Source organism: Gordonia sp. LMA484 (assembly GCF_058129505.1).
Map to the genome: position 1 here is coordinate 1,485,135 of NZ_CM176700.1, position 21,854 is coordinate 1,506,988.

Here is a 21,854-nt window from a genome sequence, read left to right on the forward strand (position 1 = left end):
ACCACAGCACAGTGATGCAGGAGATTGCGTGAGCACCCCGACGAATTTCGACCTGACCGAGATTGCCGACGCACCGGCATATGAGACCCCGCTGGGTATCACCAATCCGCCGATCGACGAACTGCTCGAGCGCGCGTCGTCGAAGTATGCGCTGGTCATCTACGCGGCCAAGCGTGCGCGTCAGATCAACGACTACTACAACCAGCTCGGTGACGGCATCCTCGAATATGTCGGCCCTCTCGTCGAGCCCGGGCTGCAGGAGAAGCCGCTGTCGATCGCGATGCGGGAGATCCACTCCGACCTCCTCGAGCACACCGAAGGCGAATAAGACCTCGGGCGCGGGGGATGGCCACGACACGCACCAGTTCGCCCGGCACACAGCGCCGGGTCCTCATCGGTGTCGGCGGCGGGATCGCCGCGTACAAGGTGTGCTCGGTGATCCGGCACTTCACCGAGGCCGGCCACGATGTGCGGGTGGTGCCCACACAGGCGGCGCTCAAGTTCGTCGGTGCCGCCACCTTCGAGGCGCTGACCGGTAATCCCGTCACCATCGACGTCTTCGACGACGTCGATCAGGTGGCACACGTGCGTCTCGGGCAGGGCGCCGATCTCGTGATCGTCGCCCCCGCGACCGCGGACCTGATGGCCCGGGCGGCCTCGGGGCGTGCGGACGATCTGCTGACCTCGTCGCTGCTGACGGTCCGCTGTCCGGTGCTCTTCGTGCCCGCGATGCACACCGAGATGTGGGAGCATCCCGCCACACAGGCCAATGTGGCGACGCTGCGCGCACACGGCTCGACCGTGATGACCCCGGCGTCCGGCCGCCTGACGGGGACCGACAGCGGTCCCGGCCGACTACCCGATCCGCAGGAGATCGCCATGATCGGTGAACTCCTGCTCGACCGGCCCGACGCGTTGCCCTACGACCTCGCAGGTGTGCGCGTGGTGATCAGCGCCGGTGGTACGCGCGAACCCCTCGACCCGGTGCGTTATCTCGGAAATCACAGTTCCGGCAAGCAAGGCTTCGCGCTGGCGCGCGCGGCCGCCCAGCGTGGCGCCACCGTGACCGTCGTCGCGGGCTCGACCGCCGACCCGGGCGATCCTGCGGGTGTCGACATCGTCCGGGTGTCGAGCGCCGAACAACTCTCCGACGAGATGACCAAACGGGCTGCCGAGGCCGACGTCGTGATCATGGCCGCCGCCGTCGCCGACTTCCGGCCGATCTCGGTGGCGGACGCGAAGATCAAGAAGGGCGAGGACGGGCCGGCGCCGATCGAGCTCACCACCAACCCGGACATCCTGCGCGGACTCGTCACCAGCCGCGACGCCGGCCGTATCCCCGCCGAGACGGTGATCGTCGGATTCGCCGCGGAGACCGGCGACGAGACCGGGGGCGTGCTCGACCACGGGCGCACCAAACTGCACCGAAAGGGGTGCGATCTCCTGGTGGTCAACGCGGTCGGTGAGGGCAAGGCGTTCGGGACCGAGGACAACACCGGTTGGCTGCTCTCCGCGACGGGCACCGAGACCGCGCTCCCGTTCGGATCCAAGACACTCATGTCGAGCAGAATCCTTGACGAGGTCCGTGCCCTGGTACGCAGCGATCACGACACGGCCTGACGAAACACCGCCGGTCACCGATGTGTAGTTTGGAACGCGTTCGCTGCGGTCTCGTCCCGTAGTGCAAAACCATCGTTCAGTAGAGACAATCAACGGCAGATGCCGTCGAACGTGCCCGCACCCGGGCCCGGAAAGAGCCGAGAGGATCAGATGACCACCTCTGCGTCACGCCTGTTCACCAGCGAATCCGTCACCGAGGGGCACCCCGACAAGATCTGTGACGCGATCAGTGACTCGATCCTCGACGCGATGCTCGCCGAGGACCCGAAGGCCCGTGTCGCCGTGGAGACCCTCGTCACGACCGGACAGGTGCATGTCGCCGGCGAGGTCACCACCACGGCCTACGTCGACATCCCGGGCATCGTGCGCGCCAAGATCCTCGACATCGGCTACGACTCCTCGACCAAGGGATTCGACGGTGCGTCCTGCGGTGTCAACGTCGCGATCGGCGCCCAGTCGCCCGATATCGCCGGCGGCGTGTTCAATTCGCACGAGAGCCGCAGCGGCATCTCGGAGGACGAGATCGACAGCCAGGGCGCCGGCGACCAGGGTCTGATGTTCGGTTACGCGACCGACGAGACGCCTGAGCTGATGCCGTTGCCGATCGCCCTCGCGCACCGCCTGTCGCGTCGCCTGACCGAGGTCCGCAAGTCCGGTGTGCTGCCGTACCTGCGCCCGGACGGCAAGACCCAGGTCACCATCGAATACGACAAAGAAAAGCCGGTGCGCCTGGACACCGTGGTGATCTCCACCCAGCACGCCGCCGACATCGACCTCGACAACATGCTGGCACCCGACATCCGCACCAAGGTGCTCGATTCGGTTCTCGCCGATATCGCACTGACCGGACTCGACACTTCCGACGTCCGACTGCTGGTCAACCCGACCGGCAAGTTCGTCCTGGGTGGCCCGATGGGCGATGCGGGGCTCACCGGACGCAAGATCATCGTCGACACCTACGGCGGCATGGCCCGACACGGCGGTGGCGCGTTCTCCGGCAAGGACCCGTCGAAGGTCGACCGCAGCGCGGCCTACGCGATGCGGTGGGTTGCCAAGAACGCGGTGGCCGCCGGTCTGGCCGGACGCATCGAGGTCCAGGTCGCCTACGCGATCGGCAAGGCGGCCCCGGTCGGACTGTTCGTGGAGACCTTCGGCACCGAGCGGGTCGATCCCGCGGTGATCGAGAAGGTCATCTCGGAGATCTTCGACCTCCGGCCGCTCGCGATCATCCGCGACCTCGACCTGTTGCGACCCATCTACGGCCCCACTGCCGCGTACGGCCACTTCGGCCGCACCGACGTCGACCTCCCGTGGGAGCGCACCGACCGCGCCGAGAAGCTGCGGGCCGCCGCAGGCCTCTGAGCCGCGCCCGTCCGACTGCCGCTGTGACGTCCCGGGGTGGTTCGCGTGTGTCCGCGTCGCAGTTGCCGGTCGGCAAGGTGCTGCCCATGCTCGGGCTCGCGCACCTCGACCGACCCTTCGACTACCTGATCGACGCCGAACAGGACGAGCAGGCGGTCCCGGGCGTGCGTGTCCGCGTCCGTTTCTCCGGGCGCCTCGTCGACGGATACCTGCTCGAGCGTGTCGCGGAGAGCGACCACGTCGGTAAACTCGGCTGGCTGGAACGGGTCGTATCACCCGAACCGGTGCTCGACGGCGACCTCGCCGCGCTGTGCCGGGCGGTCGCCGACCGCTACGCCGGCACCATGTCCGACGTGATCCGCCTGGCCATCCCGCCGCGTCACGCGCGCACCGAGAAGGAGACGCCCGCCGGTCCGATCTCACCGGCCGTGGCCGAACCGGACCTCTCGGCGTGGCGGACGTATCCGATGGCCGACTCGTTCGTCGCCTCACTGCACTCCGGCCAACCACGCGCCGTCTGGCAGGCGACGGCAGGCGAGGACTGGCCCGCTCGCCTGGCCGAACTCGCGGCCACCACAGCGGCCGCCGGGCGCGGGACGATCATCGTGGTCCCGGATCAACGCGATCTGGACCGGTTGGAGCGGGCGTGTGCGCCGTCGTTCGGGGATCGCTGCGTCACGCTGGCCGCCGGGCTGGGCCCCACCGCCCGCTACCGCCGGTGGCTGGCGGCCCGCCGTGGCGGCGCGGACGTGGTACTCGGCACGCGCAGCGCCGTCTTCGCGCCGGTGCATGACCTGGGCCTGATCGTGATCTGGGACGACGGCGACGACAGCCTCAACGAGCCCCGCGCGCCGTACCCCCATCCCCGCGAGGTCGCCGTGTTGCGCTCACACCTGCAGCGATCGGCACTGGTGATCGGCGGGTTCGCCCGTACCACCGAGGCGCATTCGCTCGTCACCGCGGGCTGGGCGCATGACCTCGTCGCCGATCGGAACACCGTTCGCGCCCGGACCGCCCGCGTGCTCGGGCTCAGTGACGAGGACCGGCGCATCGCCGGTGACCCGCTGGCGCGATCCGCACGCATCCCGGGTATCGCGTTCGAGGCGGCCCGGTCGGCGATCGCGGCCGATGCTCCGGTGCTCTTCAGCGTCCCGCGGCGCGGCTACATCCCGTCGGTGGCATGTGCGCGCTGCCGGGCACACGCCCGGTGCCGGTCCTGCCACGGCCCACTGCAGCTGGACGCCCGCGGCTCATTGTCCTGCCGGTGGTGCGGACGGCCGGAGCCGACGTTCCGGTGCGCCGAGTGCGGCGGCACCGAGGTCCGTGCGCTCAGCACCGGTGCCCGACGTACCGCCGAGGAGCTGGGCCGTGCCTTCGCGGGCGTGCCGATCATCACCTCCGGCGGCTCCACGGTCGTCGATGCGATCGAGCCCGGTGCACGAGTCGTTGTGGCGACGCCGGGCGCGGAACCGACGGTCGCGAGCGGGTACGGTGCAGCAGTCGTCCTGGACACCTGGGCGCAGCTCGATCGCGCGGATCTGCGTGCCGGAGAGGACGCGGTTCGCCGCTGGATGGCGGTCGGGTCGCTGGTGCGAGCACGCGACGACGGCGGCACCGTCGTCATCGTCGCGGATGCCGGACTGCTTCCCGTGCAGGCGTTGATCCGCTGGGATCCGGTGGGTTTCGCCGATCAGGAACTGGGCGAGCGAGCCGAGCTGGGTTTTCCGCCCGCCGTGACCATGGCCTCGATCGACGGTGCGCCGAGCACCGTGTCGCAGTTCGTGGAGAAGGTCCGGCTCCCGGCGAGTGGGGAGACACTCGGGCCGGTGCCCCTTCCCGCGGGCGTACGGGCCCCAGCAGGTTCGGGTGACGCGTTCGACGGCGAGGTGGAGCGGGTGCTGCTGCGGGTGGACCGGCGTGAGGGCAAGCAGCTCGCGGCGGCCCTGGTCAGCGCGCAGGTCGGCCGCAACACCCACCACGAGACGGGTCCGATCCGGGTCCAGGTGGATCCCCCTACGATCGGATGAGTTGCGGGGATCGGGTCAGCCGGTCGGATCCGCAGGGCAGGATGAGCAGGGGCGGCGGGTGTCACTATTCGCAGTCGGGGACGAGAGGGTCGTATGAGGGTTGTGTTCGCCGGAACGCCGGACGTGGCGGTGCCGTCGCTCAGACTGCTGCTCGCCTCGCCGCAGCACGAGGTCGTCGGCGTGGTGTCGCGTCCGGATGCGGCGGCCGGCCGCGGGCGGAGTCTGGTCCGGTCACCGGTCGCCTCGGTTGCCGATGAGCACCACATCGAGGTCATCACGCCGCGCCGGCTGACGGATCCGGGTGTGCTCGATCGACTGAGGTCATGGCGGCCGGATTGTGGCGCCATCGTCGCCTACGGCGGATTGGTTCCGCCCGGACTGCTCGACCTGCCCACGCACGGTTGGGTGAATCTGCACTTCTCGGTGCTGCCCGCCTGGCGGGGTGCGGCCCCTGTGCAGCATGCGATCGCGGCCGGCGACGAGATCACGGGTGCGAGCACGTTCCGCCTGGAGGAAGGTCTCGATACCGGTCCGGTCTACGGCGTCATCACCGAGACGGTCGCGGCCACGGACACGAGCGGGGACCTCCTCGGCCGCCTCGCCGAGAGCGGCGCACACCTGATGCTCTCGACGCTCGACGGAATCGAGTCCGGCACGCTGACACCGGTGGCCCAGTCCGGGGGAGGCGTCAGCCATGCACCGAAGGTGGAGGTGGACGACGCCCGGATCCGGTGGGATCTGCCTGCACACATCGTCGATCGCCGCATCCGTGCGCACACCCCCGCCCCCGGTGCCTGGACCACCCTGGATGGGGCACGCGTCAAGGTCGGCCCCGTCGCTCCCGTCGACGACGACAGCGCCGACACCGACGACACAGGTGGAAGCCCGGTGCCGGGTGCGCTGATCGTCGCGAAGAAGACGGTGGACGTCGCCACGGCGACGCGCCCGGTGCGACTCTCCTGGGTACAGCCGCCGGGCAAGAAACCCATGCCGGCAGCGGATTGGGCGCGCGGCGCACGATTGGCCGATGGGACGGTACTGCAGTGAAACGGTCCGAACGATCGCCGATGATCCGCGACAAAGCCGTCGACCCCGTCCGCGCCGCTGCTCGCGACACGCTGCGGGCTGTCCGTGAGCGGGACGCGTATGCCAACCTCGTCTTACCGAAAATGTTGCGGGAGAGAGGGATCAGTGGCCGCGACGCCGCGCTGGCCACCGAGCTCACCTATGGTACGGCCCGTGCACAGGGCTTGCTGGACCGCGTGATCGAGTCGGCGGCGAGCCGGCCGGTCGGCGAGATCGACGGCGCGGTCCTCGATGTACTCCGACTGGGCACCTATCAGCTGCTGCGTACTCGTATCGGGGCGCACGCCGCCGTCTCGACGTCCGTCGACCTCATCCGATCCGAGATGGGCATGGGACCCGCCGGCTTCGTCAACGCCGTGCTGCGCAAGGTGTCCCAGCGCGACGAGGAGATGTGGATCGAGCAGCTCGCGCCGTCGATCGCCGACGATCTGATCGGCAACCTGGCGTTGCGGTACGCGCATCCGCGGTGGATCGCCCAGGTGTTCTTCGAGGCTCTCGGCGGATCCGCAGGCCAGTTACAGGCGGCGCTCGCCGCCGACGACGAGCGTCCGCCCGTGCACCTCGTGGCGCGTCCGGGTCTCATCACGGCCGAAGAACTGGCCCTGACCTGTGACGGCGAGGTCGGCCGATACTCGCCGTACTGTGTGTACCTGCCCGGCGGTGATCCCGGCGATCTGGAGGCCGTGCGCGACGGCTACGCCGGCGTCCAGGACGAGGGCAGCCAGTTGGTCGGACGCGCGGTGACGGTCGCGGAGGTGGCCGACGACGCCGGGCGCTGGCTGGACATGTGCGCCGGCCCGGGTGGCAAGGCGGCCCTGGTCGCCGCGATCGCCGACATCGACGGCGCGCATCTCGACGCGGTCGAGGTATCGGATCATCGTGCCGAACTGATCCGGAAAGTGGTACGCGATCTGCCGGTGGACGTGCACGTCGCAGACGCCCGGGCGAGTGGATTGAGGCCGGGTTACGACCGGATCCTGCTGGATGCGCCCTGCAGCGGACTCGGATCGCTGCGGCGACGGCCGGAGGCCCGCTGGCGCCGGAGCGCCGCCGACGTCGACGACCTCGTGGTGTTGCAACGCGAATTGCTCACCGAGGCACTGCGATTGCTGCGTCCCGGCGGTGTGGTCGTCTACTCGACGTGTTCGCCACATCCGGCCGAGACCACCGAGGTGATCACCGCTGTCCTCGCCGAGCACCCCGACGCCGAGCAGATCGACGCACGCACACTGGTGCCGGTGGACAACGCGGGCGACGGACCCTATGTCCAACTCTGGCCCCATCTGCACGGAACCGATGCGATGTTCCTCGCCGCGGTGCGTCGCTGAGCGTCTCGTCCTGGTCGGGTGCCCGCATCTTTCCATCCGTCGGTCGCATGGGCGGCGTCACTCGCTGGTTCCGTCGGTCGCGTGGGCGGCGTCGCTCGCTGGTTCCGTCGGTCGCGTGGGCGGCGTCGCTCGCTGGTTCGGTCGGTCGTGGTGAGTCGCGTCGTTCGCTGGTTCCGTCGGTCGCGGTGAGGCGCGCCATTCGCTGGTTCCGTCGGTCGCGTGGGCGGCGTCGCTCGCTGGTTTCGTCGGTCGCGTGAGTCGCGTCGCTCGCTGGTTCCGTCGGTCGCGGTGAGTCGCGTCGCTCGCTGGTTCGGTCGGTCGCGGTGAGCCGCGCCACTCGCTGGTCGAGTAGACGCGAGCGGCAGCGAGTGGCGTATCGAGACCCCGTGCGCTGCAGTAGTTCTCGACACCGCCGTGACCGACGTTCACGCCGTGACCGACTCAGGCGGAGACGGTCTCCGACGCGCGTGACGCTTCGCCGGCTGCCGCGGCTGCCGGCCGCCGTCCGTTCGGGATCAGCGACGCGATCACCAACGCGACGAGAGCGACGCCGCCGCCGATCGTCAACGCCACCTGGAAGCCGGCTTCCGAGGGCATCGTGTAACCGCCGAATGCGATGGTCATCTGGGCGAGCACGGCTCCGATCGTGGCGGCACCGATGGATGTGCCGAGCGACCGCATGAGCGTGTTGAACCCGTTGGCCGCGGCGGTTTCGCCGATCGGCACCGAACCCATGATCAGTGCAGGCATGGCGCCATAGGCGAGGCCGACGCCACTGTTGATGACCATCAGCGAGAGCATCAGGCCCCACGCGGTGCCGAGTAGCAGAAGCGAGAGTCCGTAGCCCGCCGCCAGCACGAGAACACCGCACATCAACGTGAACTTCGGGCCGCGGGCGTCGCTCAGCTTGCCGCCGAACGGTGAGACGATCATCATCATCAATCCGCCGGGAAGCATCCACAGGCCGGTCGCCAGCATCGACTGCCCCAATCCGAAGCCGGTCGCCGTGGGCAACTGCATGATCTGAGGCACGACCAGCATGCTCGCGTACATGCCGACGCCGACGAAGATCGACGCGATGTTGGTGGTCAACACGCGGGGTCGGGCAGTGGTGCGCAGGTCGACGAGTGGGTCGCGGGTGCGCAGTTCCCAGTACCCCCACGCGAGCAGCGAGACGATCGCGAGGGTCAGCAGTCCCAGTATGGATACGGAGGTCCAGCCCCACTCGGCGCCCTTCGAGACCGCCAGCAGCAGGCTGACCAGTCCGATCCCCAGTCCGACCGCCCCTGGGACGTCGAATCGCTGTCCGGTCGCTGCGGGTCGCACATCCGGGACCAGCGACGCCACCAGGACGCCGATCATCACCGCGAGCACGGCTGAGCCCCAGAACAGCACCCGCCAGCTTGCATATTCCGCAACGGCGGCGGCCACCGGTAGGCCGATTCCGCCTCCGATACCCATTGACGCACTCACCAGTGCGATGGATCCGCTGAGTTTCTCCGCCGGAACCACGTCGCGAAGGAGAGCGATGCCCAGCGGCACCATGCCCATGCCGAGTCCCTGCAGGCCGCGCCCGATGATCATCGGCACGACCGACGACGACAGCGCGCAGACAACCGATCCGAGCGCCAGGGGGACGGTGAGCGCGAGCAGCACGCGGCGCTTGCCGAGTTGATCACCGAGTCGCCCGGTGATCGGGACACAGACCGCCGCGACCAGCAGGGTGACGGTGATGACCCACGTCGAGTTCGAGACCGACGTGTTCAGAATGCGGGGCAGCTCGGGAAGCAGGGGCGTGACCAGCGTCTGCATGACTGCCGCTGTGGTCCCGGCGAACGCCAGGGTGGCGACCACCGCGCCGGGGCGTGAGGTGCTGTGGGTGGACGACATGGCGAGATGTACTCCTTGCTGGATGGACGCCGCGTTGGCGGTGGCAGCCGCGATGCATACGTGTCGGTGCGAACTGTGGACGACGAACGTAAGTCAACAGGTGATGACTTTTACGGTAGGTTCGTCACCGGGCTAAGTCAACGCATGACGACTTATGTGACGAACACCGCACAGTCCGGTTTGGAGCGCCGTTAAGCTGACAGGCGGTCCATCCGACCGGGAGGTGACCCTATGGCAGACGACACGACCCAACGTCCGCGCAATGCGGCGGCCACGCGCGAGGCCTTGCTGCAGGTCGCCCGAACGATGCTGGCCGAGCGCGGTGCAACCCAGACCACGACCCGCGACATCGCCGCCGAGGTGGGGGTCAATCAGGCACTGATCAACCGGTACTTCGGCTCCAAGGAGAATCTGTTCGTCGAGGCCGTCCGGTCCGGGGGTGCCGGTGTGGCGGACCTGCTGGCGGCCGCACCACTGGACGAACTGCCGCAGGTTCTGCTCCGGCATGTGCTCGAGGTCAGTGTGACGGGCCGCGGCAACACCGCATTACTGGCCGGTGTCGTCAACAGCGAGACCATCACCGAGGTGATCCGCGACATGGTGGAGAGGACGTTCACCGAAGGTCTCGGTCCGCGCCTGGGCGGCTCCGACGATGCCGCCCTACGAGCCGAACTCCTCAACGCCCTGGTTGTGGGCATCGTGGTGATGCGGGAGAAGATCGGCAGTCCGGCACTTGCCGCCGCCGACATCGACGACATCGCCACACACGTGTCCGCGATGGCGCAGCCGCTCCTCGAACGCACCCCGGAGTCGGAGCTGCGCTGAGGGAGTGCCGACGCGTCGCCGGTGCTCTCTACAATGTGTGCTCATGTGTGCTCCCGGACATCCGATGATCGCCCCGTCGATTCTTTCCGCGGACTTCGCCAACCTGGCCGCCGAGGCCGAGGCGGTGTCCGGGCCCGGTGCGACACGCGCCGATTGGCTGCACGTGGACGTGATGGACGCCCACTTCGTGCCGAACCTGACGCTCGGCCTGCCGGTGGTGGAGAGCCTGCTCAAGGCGACCGACATCCCGCTGGACTGCCATCTGATGATCGAGGATCCGGGGCGGTGGGCGCCCCCGTACGCCGAAGCGGGCGCCTACAACGTCACCTTCCACGCCGAGGCCACCGACGATCCGATCGCCGTCGCACGCGACATCCGGGCTGCTGGTGCCAAGGCCGGGCTGAGCCTCAAGCCGGGCACCGCACTGGACCCGTACCTCGAGATCCTGCGTGATTTCGACACGTTCCTGATCATGAGCGTCGAGCCCGGTTTCGGCGGACAGAAGTTCATGCCGGAGGTGCTCGCCAAGGCGCGCGCGATCCGAAAGGTCATCGACGCCGAGGATCTGACCCTGCTCGTCGAGATCGACGGCGGCATCAACAGCGACACGATCGAACAGGCCGCCGAGGCGGGCATCGACTGTTTCGTGGCCGGCTCGGCGGTCTACGGGCCGGACGATCCGGGTGCCGCGGTATCCGCGCTGCGCGATCAGGCGGCCGCCGCACGCGCGAACGCCGGTTGAGCGACGGTGCCCGACGATCCGGTCGGTGGTCATCCTGACATCACCGCGGCCATGCGCGTCGCCATCGACGAGTCGCGCCGAGCGCAGGGGAGCAGCTCGCCCAACCCGCCGGTCGGTGCGGTCATCGTCGGGCGCGACGGATCGATCGTCGGCCGGGGGCACACCCAGCCGCCGGGCGGCGCCCACGCCGAGGTGATGGCCCTGCGTGACGCCGGGGGTGCCGCGGTCGGCGCGACGGCGGTCGTCACCCTCGAGCCCTGCAATCACACCGGACGGACCGGTCCCTGTAGCCGGGCCCTCATCGAGGCCGGGGTGTCGGCGGTCTACTACGCGCTCGGCGATCCCTATCCGGCGGCCGCGGGCGGCGCGGACACCCTGCGAGCGGCCGGACTCACCGTCGTCGGCGACGTCGAAGCCGCCGAGGCGGCGGCCGGACCGTTGCGGGCCTGGATGTTCCGTCAGCTCCATGGCCGTCCCTACGTCACCGCCAAACTCGCCTCGACCCTCGACGGCCGGGTCGCCGCGCCGGACGGGACGAGCCAGTGGATCACCGGGGAAGCGGCCCGGCAGCGGGTACACCGGCAGCGCGCGGCACTCGATGCGATCGTGGTCGGTACCGGCACCGTGCTGCGCGACGATCCCGCTCTCACCGCGCGACACGACAACGGACAGTTGCGGACTCACCAGCCGACACGGGTCGTGATGGGGCATCGTGACATCCCGGCCGGGGCCAAGGTCACCGACGCGGCCGCACGCCTTGTGCATGTCCGGACACATGACCCGCAGCAGGTCCTGTCCGCGCTCGACGACGCACTCTGGGTCCTCGTCGAAGGCGGGCCGTCGATCATCGGCGCTTTCCTCGCCGCCGGCCTGGTCGACGAGGTCGAGGCCTACCTCGCGCCGATGGTGCTCGGCGCGGGCGCGTCATCGGTCGACATCGGTGGGGTGCGGACTCTCGTCGACGCACAACGGTTCTCGCTCGCCGCGATCGAAACCCTGGGCGACGATGTCCTGCTGCGCCTGACCAGCTGACCCATGGCCGATCCGATCGTCGAATGTGGCCCAACTCTCACCCGCTCAGCGGACTCCTGATTTCCCGACGTGTTCGGTCGTGCTAATTTCGATATCAGAGTTCTCGGGGCGGGGTGTAATTCCCCACCGGCGGTGATGGTGTCCTCGCAATGCGTGGACGTCGAGCCCGCGAGCGCCTGCCGACCGGCAGGGACAGCAGATCCGGTGTGAATCCGGAGCCGACGGTCATAGTCCGGATGTGAGAGAACCGGGCACCACCGACGGCCGCCCACGTCCTCACATCGAGCCTGCTCCGAGCAAGGACATGAGGAGCGCAACGTGTTTACCGGCATCGTCGAGGAGCTCGGCACGATCGTCCGACGTGATGATCTGTCCGACGCGGCCCGCCTGACCGTCCGGGGACCACTGGTCACCAGTGACGCGAAATTCGGTGATTCGATCGCAGTGAACGGCGTGTGTCTGACCGTCGTCGAACAGGGTCCCGACGAGTTCACCGTCGACGTGATGGCCGAGACGCTGCGACGCAGCTCGCTCGCGGCTCTCACCAGCGGCAGTCCGGTCAACCTCGAACGCGCGATGGCCGCAGGCGGCCGTTTCGGTGGCCACATCGTGCAGGGTCACGTCGACGGGGTCGGCGAAGTCGTCGCCATCACCCCATCCGAGCACTGGACGATCGTCCGCATCGCCGTCCCCGACGAGCTGAGTCGCTACATCGTGGAGAAGGGATCGATCACGGTCGACGGGGTGTCGCTGACCGTCGCGGGCCTCGGCGGCACCGACGAGGACACCTGGTTCGAGATCTCGCTCATCCCGACGACCCTGCAGGAGACCAACCTCGGCACCATCACCGCGGGCAGTCCGGTGAATCTGGAGGTCGACGTGATCGCCAAGTATGTCGAGCGTCTGCATCCCGCTCTGCGGGAGCCTCACGACGCGCGGGTACCCGGCGTGGACGACGATGACGTGCGGGACACGTCGGGAGTGGAGTGAGAACGATGGCGCAGACGACAGTAGGCGGTGGCGACATGGCAGGTGCGGCGGATTCTTCGGTGCGCGACAAGGTGCAGCTCGACTCGGTCGAGCGGGCGATCGCGGACATCGCGGCCGGCAAGGCGGTCGTCGTCGTCGATGACGAGGATCGCGAGAACGAGGGCGATCTGATCTTCGCCGCCGAGATGGCCACCCCGGAACTGGTGGCCTTCATGGTGCGCTACACCTCGGGTTACCTGTGTGTGCCGCTCGCGGGCGAGGACTGCGACCGGCTCGGTCTGCCACCGATGTACTCGATGAATCAGGACAAGCACGGGACCGCGTACACGGTCACCGTGGACGCCCGCGAGGGCATCGGTACCGGTATCAGTGCGGCCGATCGCGCGACCACGATGCGTCTGCTCGCGGATCCGAACAGCAGCGCGGTCGACTTCACCCGCCCCGGACACGTGGTTCCGTTGCGCGCCAAGGAGGGCGGCGTGCTCCGTCGACCCGGGCATACCGAAGCCGCGGTCGACCTGGCCCGCCTGGCCGGGCTGACCCCGGCCGGCGTCATCTGCGAGATCGTGAGCCAGAAGGACGAGGGCTCGATGGCGCAGACCGACGAGCTGCGCGTGTTCGCCGACGACCACGACCTCGCCCTCATCTCGATCGCCGACCTCATCGCCTGGCGCCGTCGCCACGAGAAGCACGTGGTCCGGGTCGCCGAGGCCCGCATCCCGACCCGCCACGGCGACTTCCGTGCCGTCGGCTACTCCAGCATCTACGACGAAGTCGAGCACGTGGCGCTGGTCAAGGGCGACATCTCCGGCAGCGACGGCGCCGGACACGATGTGCTCGTCCGGGTGCATTCGGAGTGCCTGACCGGTGATGTCTTCGGCTCGCTGCGATGTGACTGCGGCCCTCAGCTCGACGCCGCGATGGAGATGGTCGCGGCCGAGGGGCGAGGGGTGGTGCTGTACATGCGCGGTCACGAGGGACGCGGTATCGGCCTGCTGCACAAACTGCAGGCCTACCAGCTGCAGGACTCCGGATCGGACACCGTCGACGCCAATCTGCAGTTGGGCCTGCCGGCGGATTCGCGTGACTACGGCCTCGGCGCCCAGATCCTCGTCGATCTCGGCGTCAGCTCGATGCGGCTGCTCACCAACAACCCGGCCAAGCGGGTCGGCCTGGACGGCTACGGCCTGCAGATCGTCGACCGTGTGCCGATGCCGATCCGCGCGAACGCCGAGAACCTTCGGTATCTGCGGACCAAGCGTGACCGGATGGGCCACGACCTGATAGGGCTCGAGGACTGGGCCGACGGCAGTCCCGAAGCAGGGCCGGCATGAGCGGGCACGGCGAACCCACGCTCGACCTGCAGGATGCGAGCGCGGTGCGCCTGGCCATCGTCTCGTCTCAGTGGCACACCACGATCTGCACGGCGTTGCTCGACGGTGCCGTTCGCGCAGCCGCCGCCAACGGGGTCAGCGACCCCACGATCGTGCAGGTGGCAGGAGCCATCGAACTGCCCGTCATCGTGCAGGCCCTCGCCCGCCACCACGACGCCGTCGTCGCACTCGGAGTGGTGATCAAAGGGGAGACACCGCATTTCGAGTATGTCTGTGACGCCGTGACCGCCGGTCTGACCCGGGTGTCCCTCGACGAGTCGACCCCGGTCGGCAACGGCGTGTTGACCACCCTCACCGAGGAGCAGGCTCTCGCGCGTGCCGGCCTGCCGGACTCCAAGGAAGACAAGGGAGCGCAGGCCACCACGGCGGCGCTCGCCTCGGCATTGACCCTGCGCGCGCTGTCGCGCGGCGAACTCCGATGAGCGTCGACACCGCCGTGCAGTGGGATTTCGAGTACCGGCCGCGACGCATGCCGCGGATCGCGATCATCGCGGCTGTTGTTGTACTGGCCATCCACATCACCTTCGCGGCCCTGCTGACCATCTCCGACACCGGTGTGCACATCGGTGGCTCCGATCAGATCGGCCTGGCGTTGATCGGGTTGGTCGAGGCCGCCGCGATCCTGCTGTTCACGCAGGCCCGACTGCGGGTCGGGCCGGCCGGCGTCGGGGTGCGCAACCTGGTCGGCGAGCGTCTGTTCGATTGGGACCAGGTACGAGGGATGTCGTACCCGGAGAAGGGATTCTCCGCGCGGCTGCTGCTGCCCGCGGACGAACATGTCCCGGTCCTGGCGGTGCAGGCGTGGGACTCCGACCGGGCGGTCGTCGCCATGAACACGTTCCGTGAGCTCGAAGAGCGGTACCGTACGTCCGACCGCTGAGGCCGGAGCTTGTCACTCAGTACTCGGTGATCGAGTGCGTGACTATTTCCCTGCCGTCGGGTGGGCGTGACTCATCCTCTGCTGATCGAGTCGCCGACGAACGGAGTGGGGAGGCGTATCGCGATCACGTGAGGTGTCGTCGACACGCATCGGGCCCGCACACCGCTCCTCAACCCGCAGCTCGCGGACATCGCCCTCATGGCTGCTCCGCCAGGGAGTCCACGCGACCGGGCAAGGTCACTGCCGCCCTGGAGATCGGAGTCCGACGCCTCGACTAGCCTGGGATCCGTGGCAGACCCGACAACGTATCGTCCCGCCGCGGGCACCATTCCCACCGATCCCGGGGTGTACAAGTTCCGTGATGCGCACGGCAGGGTCATCTACGTCGGCAAGGCCAAGAACCTGCGGTCGCGGCTGACGTCGTACTTCGCCGATCTCGCGTCGCTGCATCCCCGTACCCGTCAGATGGTGACCACCGCCGCGGCAGTCGAGTGGACCGTCGTCGGTACCGAAGTCGAAGCCCTGCAGCTCGAATACAACTGGATCAAGGAATTCGATCCGCGGTTCAATGTCCGCTACCGCGACGACAAGAGCTACCCTATGTTGGCCGTGACGCTCAACGAAGAGTATCCGCGGCTGTTCGTCTACCGCGGCCCCCGCCGCCGCGGCGTCCGCTACTTCGGCCCCTATTCGCACGCGTGGGCGATCCGCGAGACCGTCGATCTGCTCACCCGGGTGTTCCCGGCCCGGACCTGCTCGACCGGGGTGTTCAAGCGGCATCGCCAGATCGATCGGCCCTGTCTGCTCGGTTACATCGACAAGTGTTCCGCGCCCTGCGTCGGCCGTGTGTCCGCCGAAGAACATCGCGAGATCGTGGATGATTTCTGCGACTTCCTGGCGGGGCGCACGGATCAGATGATTCGCCGACTCGAGCGCGAGATGTCCACGGCAGCTGAAGAACTCGACTTCGAACGAGCGGCCCGCTTGCGTGACGACGTGGGTGCGATGCGTCGGGCGATGGAAAAGCAGGCGGTGGTCCTCGGCGATGGTACGGACGCGGATGTCGTCGCGATGGTCGGGGACGAACTCGAGGTGTCGGTACAGGTCTTCCATGTGCGGGGCGGTCGCGTGCGCGGGCAGCGGGGCTGGGTGGTCGAACGATCCGACGACGGTTCGCTGGGGGAGCAGGTGACCCAGTTCGTCACGCAGTTCTACGGTGCACAGGTCGATCTCGACGCCTCGGTAGAACTCGACGAGCACCGGGCGCGCGGCGAGACGATCCCGCGCGAGGTCCTCGTACCCGAATTGCCCGACGATCACGAGGACCTCCAGTCGTGGCTGTCGGATCTGCGGGGCAGCCGGGTGGCGCTGCGGGTGCCGCAGCGCGGCGACAAGAAGGCGTTGTTCGACACCGTCGCCCGCAACGCGTCAGAGGCCCTGGCGCAGCACAAGTTGCGGCGTGCGGGCGACCTGACTACCCGCTCTGCCGCGCTCACCGAACTGCAGGAGAACCTCGGCCTCGACCAGGCGCCCCTGCGGATCGAATGCATCGACATCTCGCATGTGCAGGGGACAGATGTGGTGGCATCGCTGGTGGTGTTCGAGGACGGGCTGCCCCGTAAGTCGGACTACCGGCATTACGCGATCCGGTACGCCGCCGGCGAGGGGCGTTCCGACGATGTGGCGTCCATTGCCGAGGTCACCCGCCGGCGGTTCCTGCGGCATCGGCAGGACCAGGAGCAGGCCCCGCCGCCACCGATCGATCCGGACACCGCACGACCTCGGAAGTTCGCTTATCCGCCAAACCTTTTCGTCGTCGACGGTGGCGCACCCCAGGTGCACGCGGCCGCCACGGTGCTCGACGAGCTCGGCGTCACCGACGTCGCGGTCATCGGTCTCGCCAAACGGCTCGAAGAGGTGTGGGTCCCCGGCGATGATGACCCGGTGATCTTGCCTCGGACGAGTGAAGCGCTATTCCTGCTGCAGCGAGTGCGGGACGAGGCTCACCGGTTCGCGATCACCTTCCATCGCAGCAAACGCAGCAAGCGGATGACCGAATCCGTCCTCGACGGCGTGCCCGGGCTCGGGCGCACCCGACGCACCGCGCTGGTGACCCATTTCGGGTCGGTCGCGCGGCTTCGGGAGGCGTCCCTGGAAGACATCTCGGGGGTGCCCGGCATCGGCGCGGCGACCGCCCGTGCTGTTCGGGCGGCGCTGGCCGAGGATGCGGCTCCGCCCACCGCAGACCGCAGGCCGTCGGCGGAGAGCCCGCGCCCCGCACCCGACCGAGTGGAGGAACCGACAGGTGACTGAGCGACGAGAAACCGACGGGGTGCCGGCACCGGTGACCCCCGCACCGACGCTGATCGTTCTGTTCGTGGCCGGCATGTCCGGGGCCGGTCGTTCGACGGCAGCCAACGTCCTCGAGGACGACGGTTGGTATGTGGCCGACAATGTCCCACCGACGTTGATCACCACGATGATCGACCTGGTCCGGGAGAGCGACCCGGACATCTTGCGGCTGGCCATGGTGATCCGCGCTTCCGACGAGTCGATCGGCACGCAACTCGACGACCTGCGAAAGTCGTTGGAGGCGTCGGGAGCCCGCACCAAGGTGCTCTTTCTCGACGCCAGCGATCAGGTGCTGGTCCGCCGGTTCGAACAGGTTCGCCGGCGGCATCCGCTTCAGGGTGGTGAGACCCTGGTCGACGGCATCGCCCGTGAGCGTGTGATCCTCGCGCCGATCAAGAATTCCGCCGATCTGGTGGTCGAGACCTCGTCGCTGACGGCGGCAAAGCTGCGCGAGGTGGTCGAGGGTGTCTATCCGCACGACGGGGACGGCCGGCTGAGCGTCGCCGTGCAGTCCTTCGGTTTCAAGTATGGCCTTCCGATCGACTCGGATTTCGTCGTCGACGTGCGATTTCTGCCGAATCCGTACTGGGTGTCCGGGCTGCGGGAGCAGAATGGTCGCGACGACGACGTCCGCGATTACGTGCTCGGTCAGGACGGTGCGGGACGTTTCGTGGACCTCCACCTCGAGATCATCGGTGTGGTGGCGCCGGGATATCTGCGAGAAGGCAAGCGGTACATGACGATCAGCATCGGATGCACGGGTGGGAAACACCGTAGCGTGGCCATCTCCGAAGAGATCGGTGCGCGTCTGCGCTCGATGACGGACCGGCATGGCACGCCGACGTTCGACGTGCGGGTCCTGCACCGGGATCTGGGGCGCGAATGAGTGGCACCGACGATCAGCAGCGCCGCCCGATGCGGATCGTCGCCCTCGGTGGCGGTCACGGGCTGTACGCCACCCTCACCGCGATGCGCTATCTCAGCCCCGACGTGACCGCGGTCGTCACCGTCGCCGACGACGGCGGTTCGTCCGGACGACTGCGCGCCGAACTCGGGGTGATCCCGCCGGGGGATCTGCGGATGGCCTTGTCGGCGTTGATGTCCGCACCCGCCGCACTCGCGGACCGGTCGAGCGGGGTGCGTCCGATCGGCCGGGACGGTCACGAATTGTGGGCGAGCATCTTTCAGCACCGGTTCGGTGGCAGCGGCGCGTTGGCCGGCCATCCCATCGGCAACCTGCTGCTCGCCGGGCTCACCGAGGTGACCGGGAACCCGGTGGCCGCGCTCGATGAACTCGTCGACGTGTTCGACATCGACGGCCGGGTGTTGCCGATGTCGACGGTGCCTCTGGACATCGAAGCAGACGTCTCGGGTCTGGAGAGCGACCCACGGATCAGCCGGTGCATCCGCGGCCAGGTGGCCGTGGCGACGACTCCGGGAAAAGTCCGTCGCGTCCGGTTGTTGCCGGGCGAGCCCCCGGCCTGCGCTGACGCGCTGGCGGCGATCCGGTCTGCCGATCTGGTGGTACTCGGCCCCGGGTCCTGGTTCTCCAGCGTCATTCCGCATGTGCTGGTGCCCGAGCAGCTCAAGGCGCTCCGGGAGACCACCGCCCGCAAGATGCTGTTCGTGAACCTCGCACCCGAACCCGGTGAGACGACCGGATTCTCGGTGGAACGGCATCTGCACGTCCTTCATGCCCATGCCGATGTCCTCCGGGTGAACGACGTGATCGTCGATGCCGCCTCGGTGCCCGCTGGTCGTGAGCGGGATCACCTTGTCCGGGCCGCGGAGTTGTTCGGCGCACGCCTGCATGTCGGTGACCTCGCGGTTCCCGGTCGGCACGTGCATGACCCCGAGAAAATTGCCACCCTGGTACACGAACTGTGCGAAGGTGAATTGAGTCGATACGCTGTCCGGGCGCAAGAATCTTGAGTGAGTCGTGCACACCGACGGCGGCAGCATGCCGCCGCGGTGATGACACGGGAGCAGGGAGAAACTGCGGTCGCTGACCGCCGCGGCCGGGCCGCGGCGCCCGGCCATCGCGGTCGGGGGACTCGCGAGCGTCGACACGGATCGCGTGACCGACCAGCTCCTGGCGAACCACGGCGTGAACCGGACAGGAGGACCGTGACAGGAGGGCAGGGACCGGTGGCGATGACCGCGGCGGTGAAGGACGAGCTTTCGCGTCTGACGGTGACCCAGGTGAGTTGCCGCAAGGCCGAGGTGTCGGCATTGCTGCGGTTTGCCGGGGGATTGCACATCGTGGCAGGACGGGTGGTGGTCGAGGCCGAGGTCGACCTCGGCAACGTGGCCCGTCGTCTGCGACGCGAGATCTTCGATCTCTACGGCTACGGTTCCGACGTTCACGTGCTGCGCAGCGGTGGGATCCGCAAGGGTGCGCGTTACATCGTCCGGGTCACCAAGGACGGTGAAGGTCTGGCTCGCCAGACCGGGCTGCTCGACCTGCGGGGACGGCCGGTCCGCGGACTTCCGGCCCAGGTGGTCGGAGGCAGCGTCGCCGACGCGGAAGCTGCCTGGCGCGGTGCGTTTCTCGCCCACGGCTCGCTCACCGAGCCCGGACGTTCTTCGGCCCTGGAGGTGAGCTGCCCGGGTCCGGAGGCCGCATTGGCGCTGGTCGGCGCCGCCCGTCGGCTCGGTGTCTCGGCCAAGGCGCGCGAGGTGCGCGGTGCTGATCGGGTGGTGATCCGCGACGGCGAGGCCATCGGTGCCCTGCTGACCCGGATGGGTGCCCACGACACCCGACTGGTGTGGGAGGAACGACGCATGCGTCGGGAGGTCCGTGCCACCGCCAACCGATTGGCGAACTTCGACGATGCGAACCTCCGCCGGTCGGCGCGGGCAGCGGTCGCCGCCGCCGCGCGGGTCGAGCGGGCCCTCGACATCCTCGGCGACGAGGTACCCGATCACCTGATCGCCGCCGGTCAGCTGCGGATCACCCACCGCCAGGCGTCGCTGGAGGAACTCGGTCAGCTGGCTGATCCGCCGATGACGAAGGACGCGGTGGCCGGACGTATCCGACGGCTGCTGTCCATGGCGGACAAGAAGGCCCGTGCCGACGGAATCCCCGACACCGAGTCGGCGGTCACCTCGGATCTGCTCGACGAGGCGTGAGGTGGTGCCGGGAATTCGGCACGATGAATCCAACCCTTCGCATGCTGGACTGAGGTCGTCCTACTAGGCTGAGGTGGGCCCTGCGCGTGACCGTCCTTCGGTGAACGGTGACGCGTTCCCGGCCGCAGGCCTTGATGATGAATACCGCTAAGGAGCACAACAGTGACTGTTCGGGTAGGCGTTAACGGATTCGGCCGGATCGGCCGCAACTTCTTCCGCGCCGTGGAAGCACAGAAGGCTTTGGGTAGCACCGACATCGAGATCGTCGCCGTCAACGACCTGACGGACAACGCGACGCTGGCCCACCTCCTCAAGTTCGACTCGATCCTGGGCCGGCTGCCCGAGGACGTCTCGCTCGAGGGTGACGACACCATCGTCGTCGGCGACAAGAAGATCAAGGCGCTGGCGATCAAGGAAGGCCCCGCCGCGCTGCCATGGGGCGACCTGGGCGTCGACGTCGTCGTCGAGTCCACCGGCATCTTCACCGACGGCACAAAGGCCAAGGGCCACATCGACGCCGGTGCCAAGAAGGTCATCATCTCCGCGCCCGCCAAGAACGAGGACATCACGATCGTGATGGGCGTCAACGACGACAAGTACGACGGCAGCCAGAACATCATCTCGAACGCCTCGTGCACCACCAACTGCCTGGGACCGTTCGCCAAGGTGCTCAACGACGAGTTCGGAATCGTCTCGGGTCTGATGACCACCGTGCACGCCTACACGCAGGATCAGAACCTGCAGGACGGCCCGCACAGCGACCTGCGCCGCGCCCGCGCCGCCGCGATCAACGTCGTGCCGACCTCGACCGGCGCAGCGAAGGCGATCGGCCTGGTGCTGCCGGAGCTGCTCGGCAAGCTCGACGGCTACGCCCTGCGTGTCCCGATCCCCACCGGCTCGGTCACCGACCTCACCGCCATCGTCGAGAAGTCCGCGAGCGCCGATGACGTCAACGCCGCGATGAAGGCCGCCGCCGAGGGACCGCTCAAGGGCATCCTGAAGTACTACGACGCCCCGATCGTTTCGAGCGACATCGTCACCGACCCGCACTCGTCGCTGTTCGACGCCGGCCTGACCAAGGTCATCGGCAATCAGGTCAAGGCCGTTTCCTGGTACGACAACGAGTGGGGCTACTCAAACCGCCTCGTCGACCTGACCGGGCTCGTCAGCAAGTCGCTGTAATCGATCCCACGA

General features: G+C 68.3%; 19 protein-coding genes and 1 riboswitch. Of the genes, 18 read left to right on the forward strand and 1 reads right to left on the reverse strand.

What is annotated here, in order from left to right; translation table 11 throughout:
- The first annotated feature begins 28 nt into the window (after positions 1 to 28).
- The 6 genes from rpoZ (at position 29) to AC4AMJ_RS06345 (ending at position 7,423) form a co-directional block, all read left to right on the forward strand.
- Positions 29 to 328, forward strand: a complete 300-nt coding sequence (gene rpoZ, locus AC4AMJ_RS06320; protein WP_489895047.1) for a DNA-directed RNA polymerase subunit omega — start codon at positions 29 to 31, stop codon at positions 326 to 328.
- 17 nt (positions 329 to 345) lie between these two features.
- Positions 346 to 1,620, forward strand: coding sequence for a bifunctional phosphopantothenoylcysteine decarboxylase/phosphopantothenate--cysteine ligase CoaBC (gene coaBC, locus AC4AMJ_RS06325; protein WP_489895049.1), 1,275 nt, complete (start codon positions 346 to 348; stop codon positions 1,618 to 1,620).
- Positions 1,621 to 1,770: 150 nt separating this feature from the next.
- Positions 1,771 to 2,982, forward strand: a complete 1,212-nt coding sequence (gene metK / locus AC4AMJ_RS06330) for a methionine adenosyltransferase (protein ID WP_489917546.1) — start codon at positions 1,771 to 1,773, stop codon at positions 2,980 to 2,982.
- An 86-nt stretch (positions 2,983 to 3,068) separates the two neighbouring features.
- A complete protein-coding gene (locus AC4AMJ_RS06335; RefSeq protein ID WP_489918382.1) occupies positions 3,069 to 5,009 on the forward strand; it encodes a primosomal protein N' in 1,941 nt (646 codons plus the stop codon).
- 93 nt (positions 5,010 to 5,102) lie between these two features.
- Positions 5,103 to 6,056 carry a methionyl-tRNA formyltransferase gene (gene fmt, locus AC4AMJ_RS06340; RefSeq protein ID WP_489895053.1) on the forward strand — a complete coding sequence of 318 codons (954 nt, stop codon included), beginning with the start codon at positions 5,103 to 5,105 and terminating at the stop codon, positions 6,054 to 6,056.
- Between the two features lie 20 nt (positions 6,057 to 6,076).
- The gene (locus AC4AMJ_RS06345; RefSeq protein WP_489917547.1) at positions 6,077 to 7,423 is read left to right on the forward strand and encodes an RsmB/NOP family class I SAM-dependent RNA methyltransferase; all 1,347 of its coding nucleotides are present in this window, start codon (positions 6,077 to 6,079) and stop codon (positions 7,421 to 7,423) included.
- Positions 7,424 to 7,864: 441 nt separating this feature from the next.
- Here the strand turns inward: AC4AMJ_RS06345 and AC4AMJ_RS06350 are convergent, their stop codons facing one another.
- Complete coding sequence (locus AC4AMJ_RS06350; protein ID WP_489917548.1) at positions 7,865 to 9,313, reverse strand: MFS transporter; 1,449 nt, start codon at positions 9,311 to 9,313, stop codon at positions 7,865 to 7,867.
- A gap of 231 nt (positions 9,314 to 9,544) precedes the next feature.
- Here AC4AMJ_RS06350 and AC4AMJ_RS06355 point away from each other — a divergent pair, with 231 nt between their 5' ends.
- The 12 genes from AC4AMJ_RS06355 to gap all read left to right on the forward strand — a co-directional run bounded on the left by AC4AMJ_RS06355 (position 9,545) and on the right by gap (position 21,842).
- Positions 9,545 to 10,138, forward strand: coding sequence for a TetR/AcrR family transcriptional regulator (locus AC4AMJ_RS06355; RefSeq protein ID WP_489917549.1), 594 nt, complete (start codon positions 9,545 to 9,547; stop codon positions 10,136 to 10,138).
- 43 nt (positions 10,139 to 10,181) lie between these two features.
- A complete protein-coding gene (gene rpe / locus AC4AMJ_RS06360) occupies positions 10,182 to 10,880 on the forward strand; it encodes a ribulose-phosphate 3-epimerase (protein ID WP_489917550.1) in 699 nt (232 codons plus the stop codon).
- 51 nt (positions 10,881 to 10,931) lie between these two features.
- Positions 10,932 to 11,912, forward strand: a complete 981-nt coding sequence (ribD, locus tag AC4AMJ_RS06365) for a bifunctional diaminohydroxyphosphoribosylaminopyrimidine deaminase/5-amino-6-(5-phosphoribosylamino)uracil reductase RibD (protein WP_489918383.1) — start codon at positions 10,932 to 10,934, stop codon at positions 11,910 to 11,912.
- A 95-nt stretch (positions 11,913 to 12,007) separates the two neighbouring features.
- A riboswitch (FMN riboswitch) is annotated at positions 12,008 to 12,164 on the forward strand.
- 66 nt (positions 12,165 to 12,230) lie between these two features.
- Entirely contained in the window at positions 12,231 to 12,902 is a 672-nt protein-coding gene (locus AC4AMJ_RS06370) for a riboflavin synthase (RefSeq protein WP_489917551.1), read from the forward strand.
- Between the two features lie 35 nt (positions 12,903 to 12,937).
- On the forward strand, positions 12,938 to 14,236 hold the full coding sequence (locus AC4AMJ_RS06375) for a bifunctional 3,4-dihydroxy-2-butanone-4-phosphate synthase/GTP cyclohydrolase II (protein ID WP_489900868.1): 1,299 nt from the start codon (positions 12,938 to 12,940) through the stop codon (positions 14,234 to 14,236).
- A complete protein-coding gene (gene ribH, locus AC4AMJ_RS06380; protein ID WP_489895065.1) occupies positions 14,233 to 14,718 on the forward strand; it encodes a 6,7-dimethyl-8-ribityllumazine synthase in 486 nt (161 codons plus the stop codon). Before AC4AMJ_RS06375 ends, ribH begins: the two co-directional genes overlap by 4 nt.
- Complete coding sequence (locus tag AC4AMJ_RS06385) at positions 14,715 to 15,176, forward strand: PH domain-containing protein (protein WP_489917552.1); 462 nt, start codon at positions 14,715 to 14,717, stop codon at positions 15,174 to 15,176. The genes ribH and AC4AMJ_RS06385 overlap by 4 nt, the downstream gene beginning before the upstream one ends.
- 288 nt (positions 15,177 to 15,464) lie before the next feature.
- Positions 15,465 to 17,489, forward strand: a complete 2,025-nt coding sequence (gene uvrC, locus AC4AMJ_RS06390; RefSeq protein ID WP_489895069.1) for an excinuclease ABC subunit UvrC — start codon at positions 15,465 to 15,467, stop codon at positions 17,487 to 17,489.
- A complete protein-coding gene (gene rapZ, locus AC4AMJ_RS06395) occupies positions 17,482 to 18,414 on the forward strand; it encodes an RNase adapter RapZ (protein WP_489917553.1) in 933 nt (310 codons plus the stop codon). The genes uvrC and rapZ overlap by 8 nt, the downstream gene beginning before the upstream one ends.
- Positions 18,411 to 19,460, forward strand: coding sequence for a gluconeogenesis factor YvcK family protein (locus tag AC4AMJ_RS06400; protein ID WP_489895073.1), 1,050 nt, complete (start codon positions 18,411 to 18,413; stop codon positions 19,458 to 19,460). Before rapZ ends, AC4AMJ_RS06400 begins: the two co-directional genes overlap by 4 nt.
- A 222-nt stretch (positions 19,461 to 19,682) precedes the next feature.
- The gene (gene whiA, locus AC4AMJ_RS06405) at positions 19,683 to 20,660 is read left to right on the forward strand and encodes a DNA-binding protein WhiA (protein ID WP_489900869.1); all 978 of its coding nucleotides are present in this window, start codon (positions 19,683 to 19,685) and stop codon (positions 20,658 to 20,660) included.
- Positions 20,661 to 20,822: 162 nt separating this feature from the next.
- Positions 20,823 to 21,842 carry a type I glyceraldehyde-3-phosphate dehydrogenase gene (gap, locus tag AC4AMJ_RS06410; RefSeq protein WP_489895075.1) on the forward strand — a complete coding sequence of 340 codons (1,020 nt, stop codon included), beginning with the start codon at positions 20,823 to 20,825 and terminating at the stop codon, positions 21,840 to 21,842.
- Positions 21,843 to 21,854 lie beyond the last annotated feature (12 nt).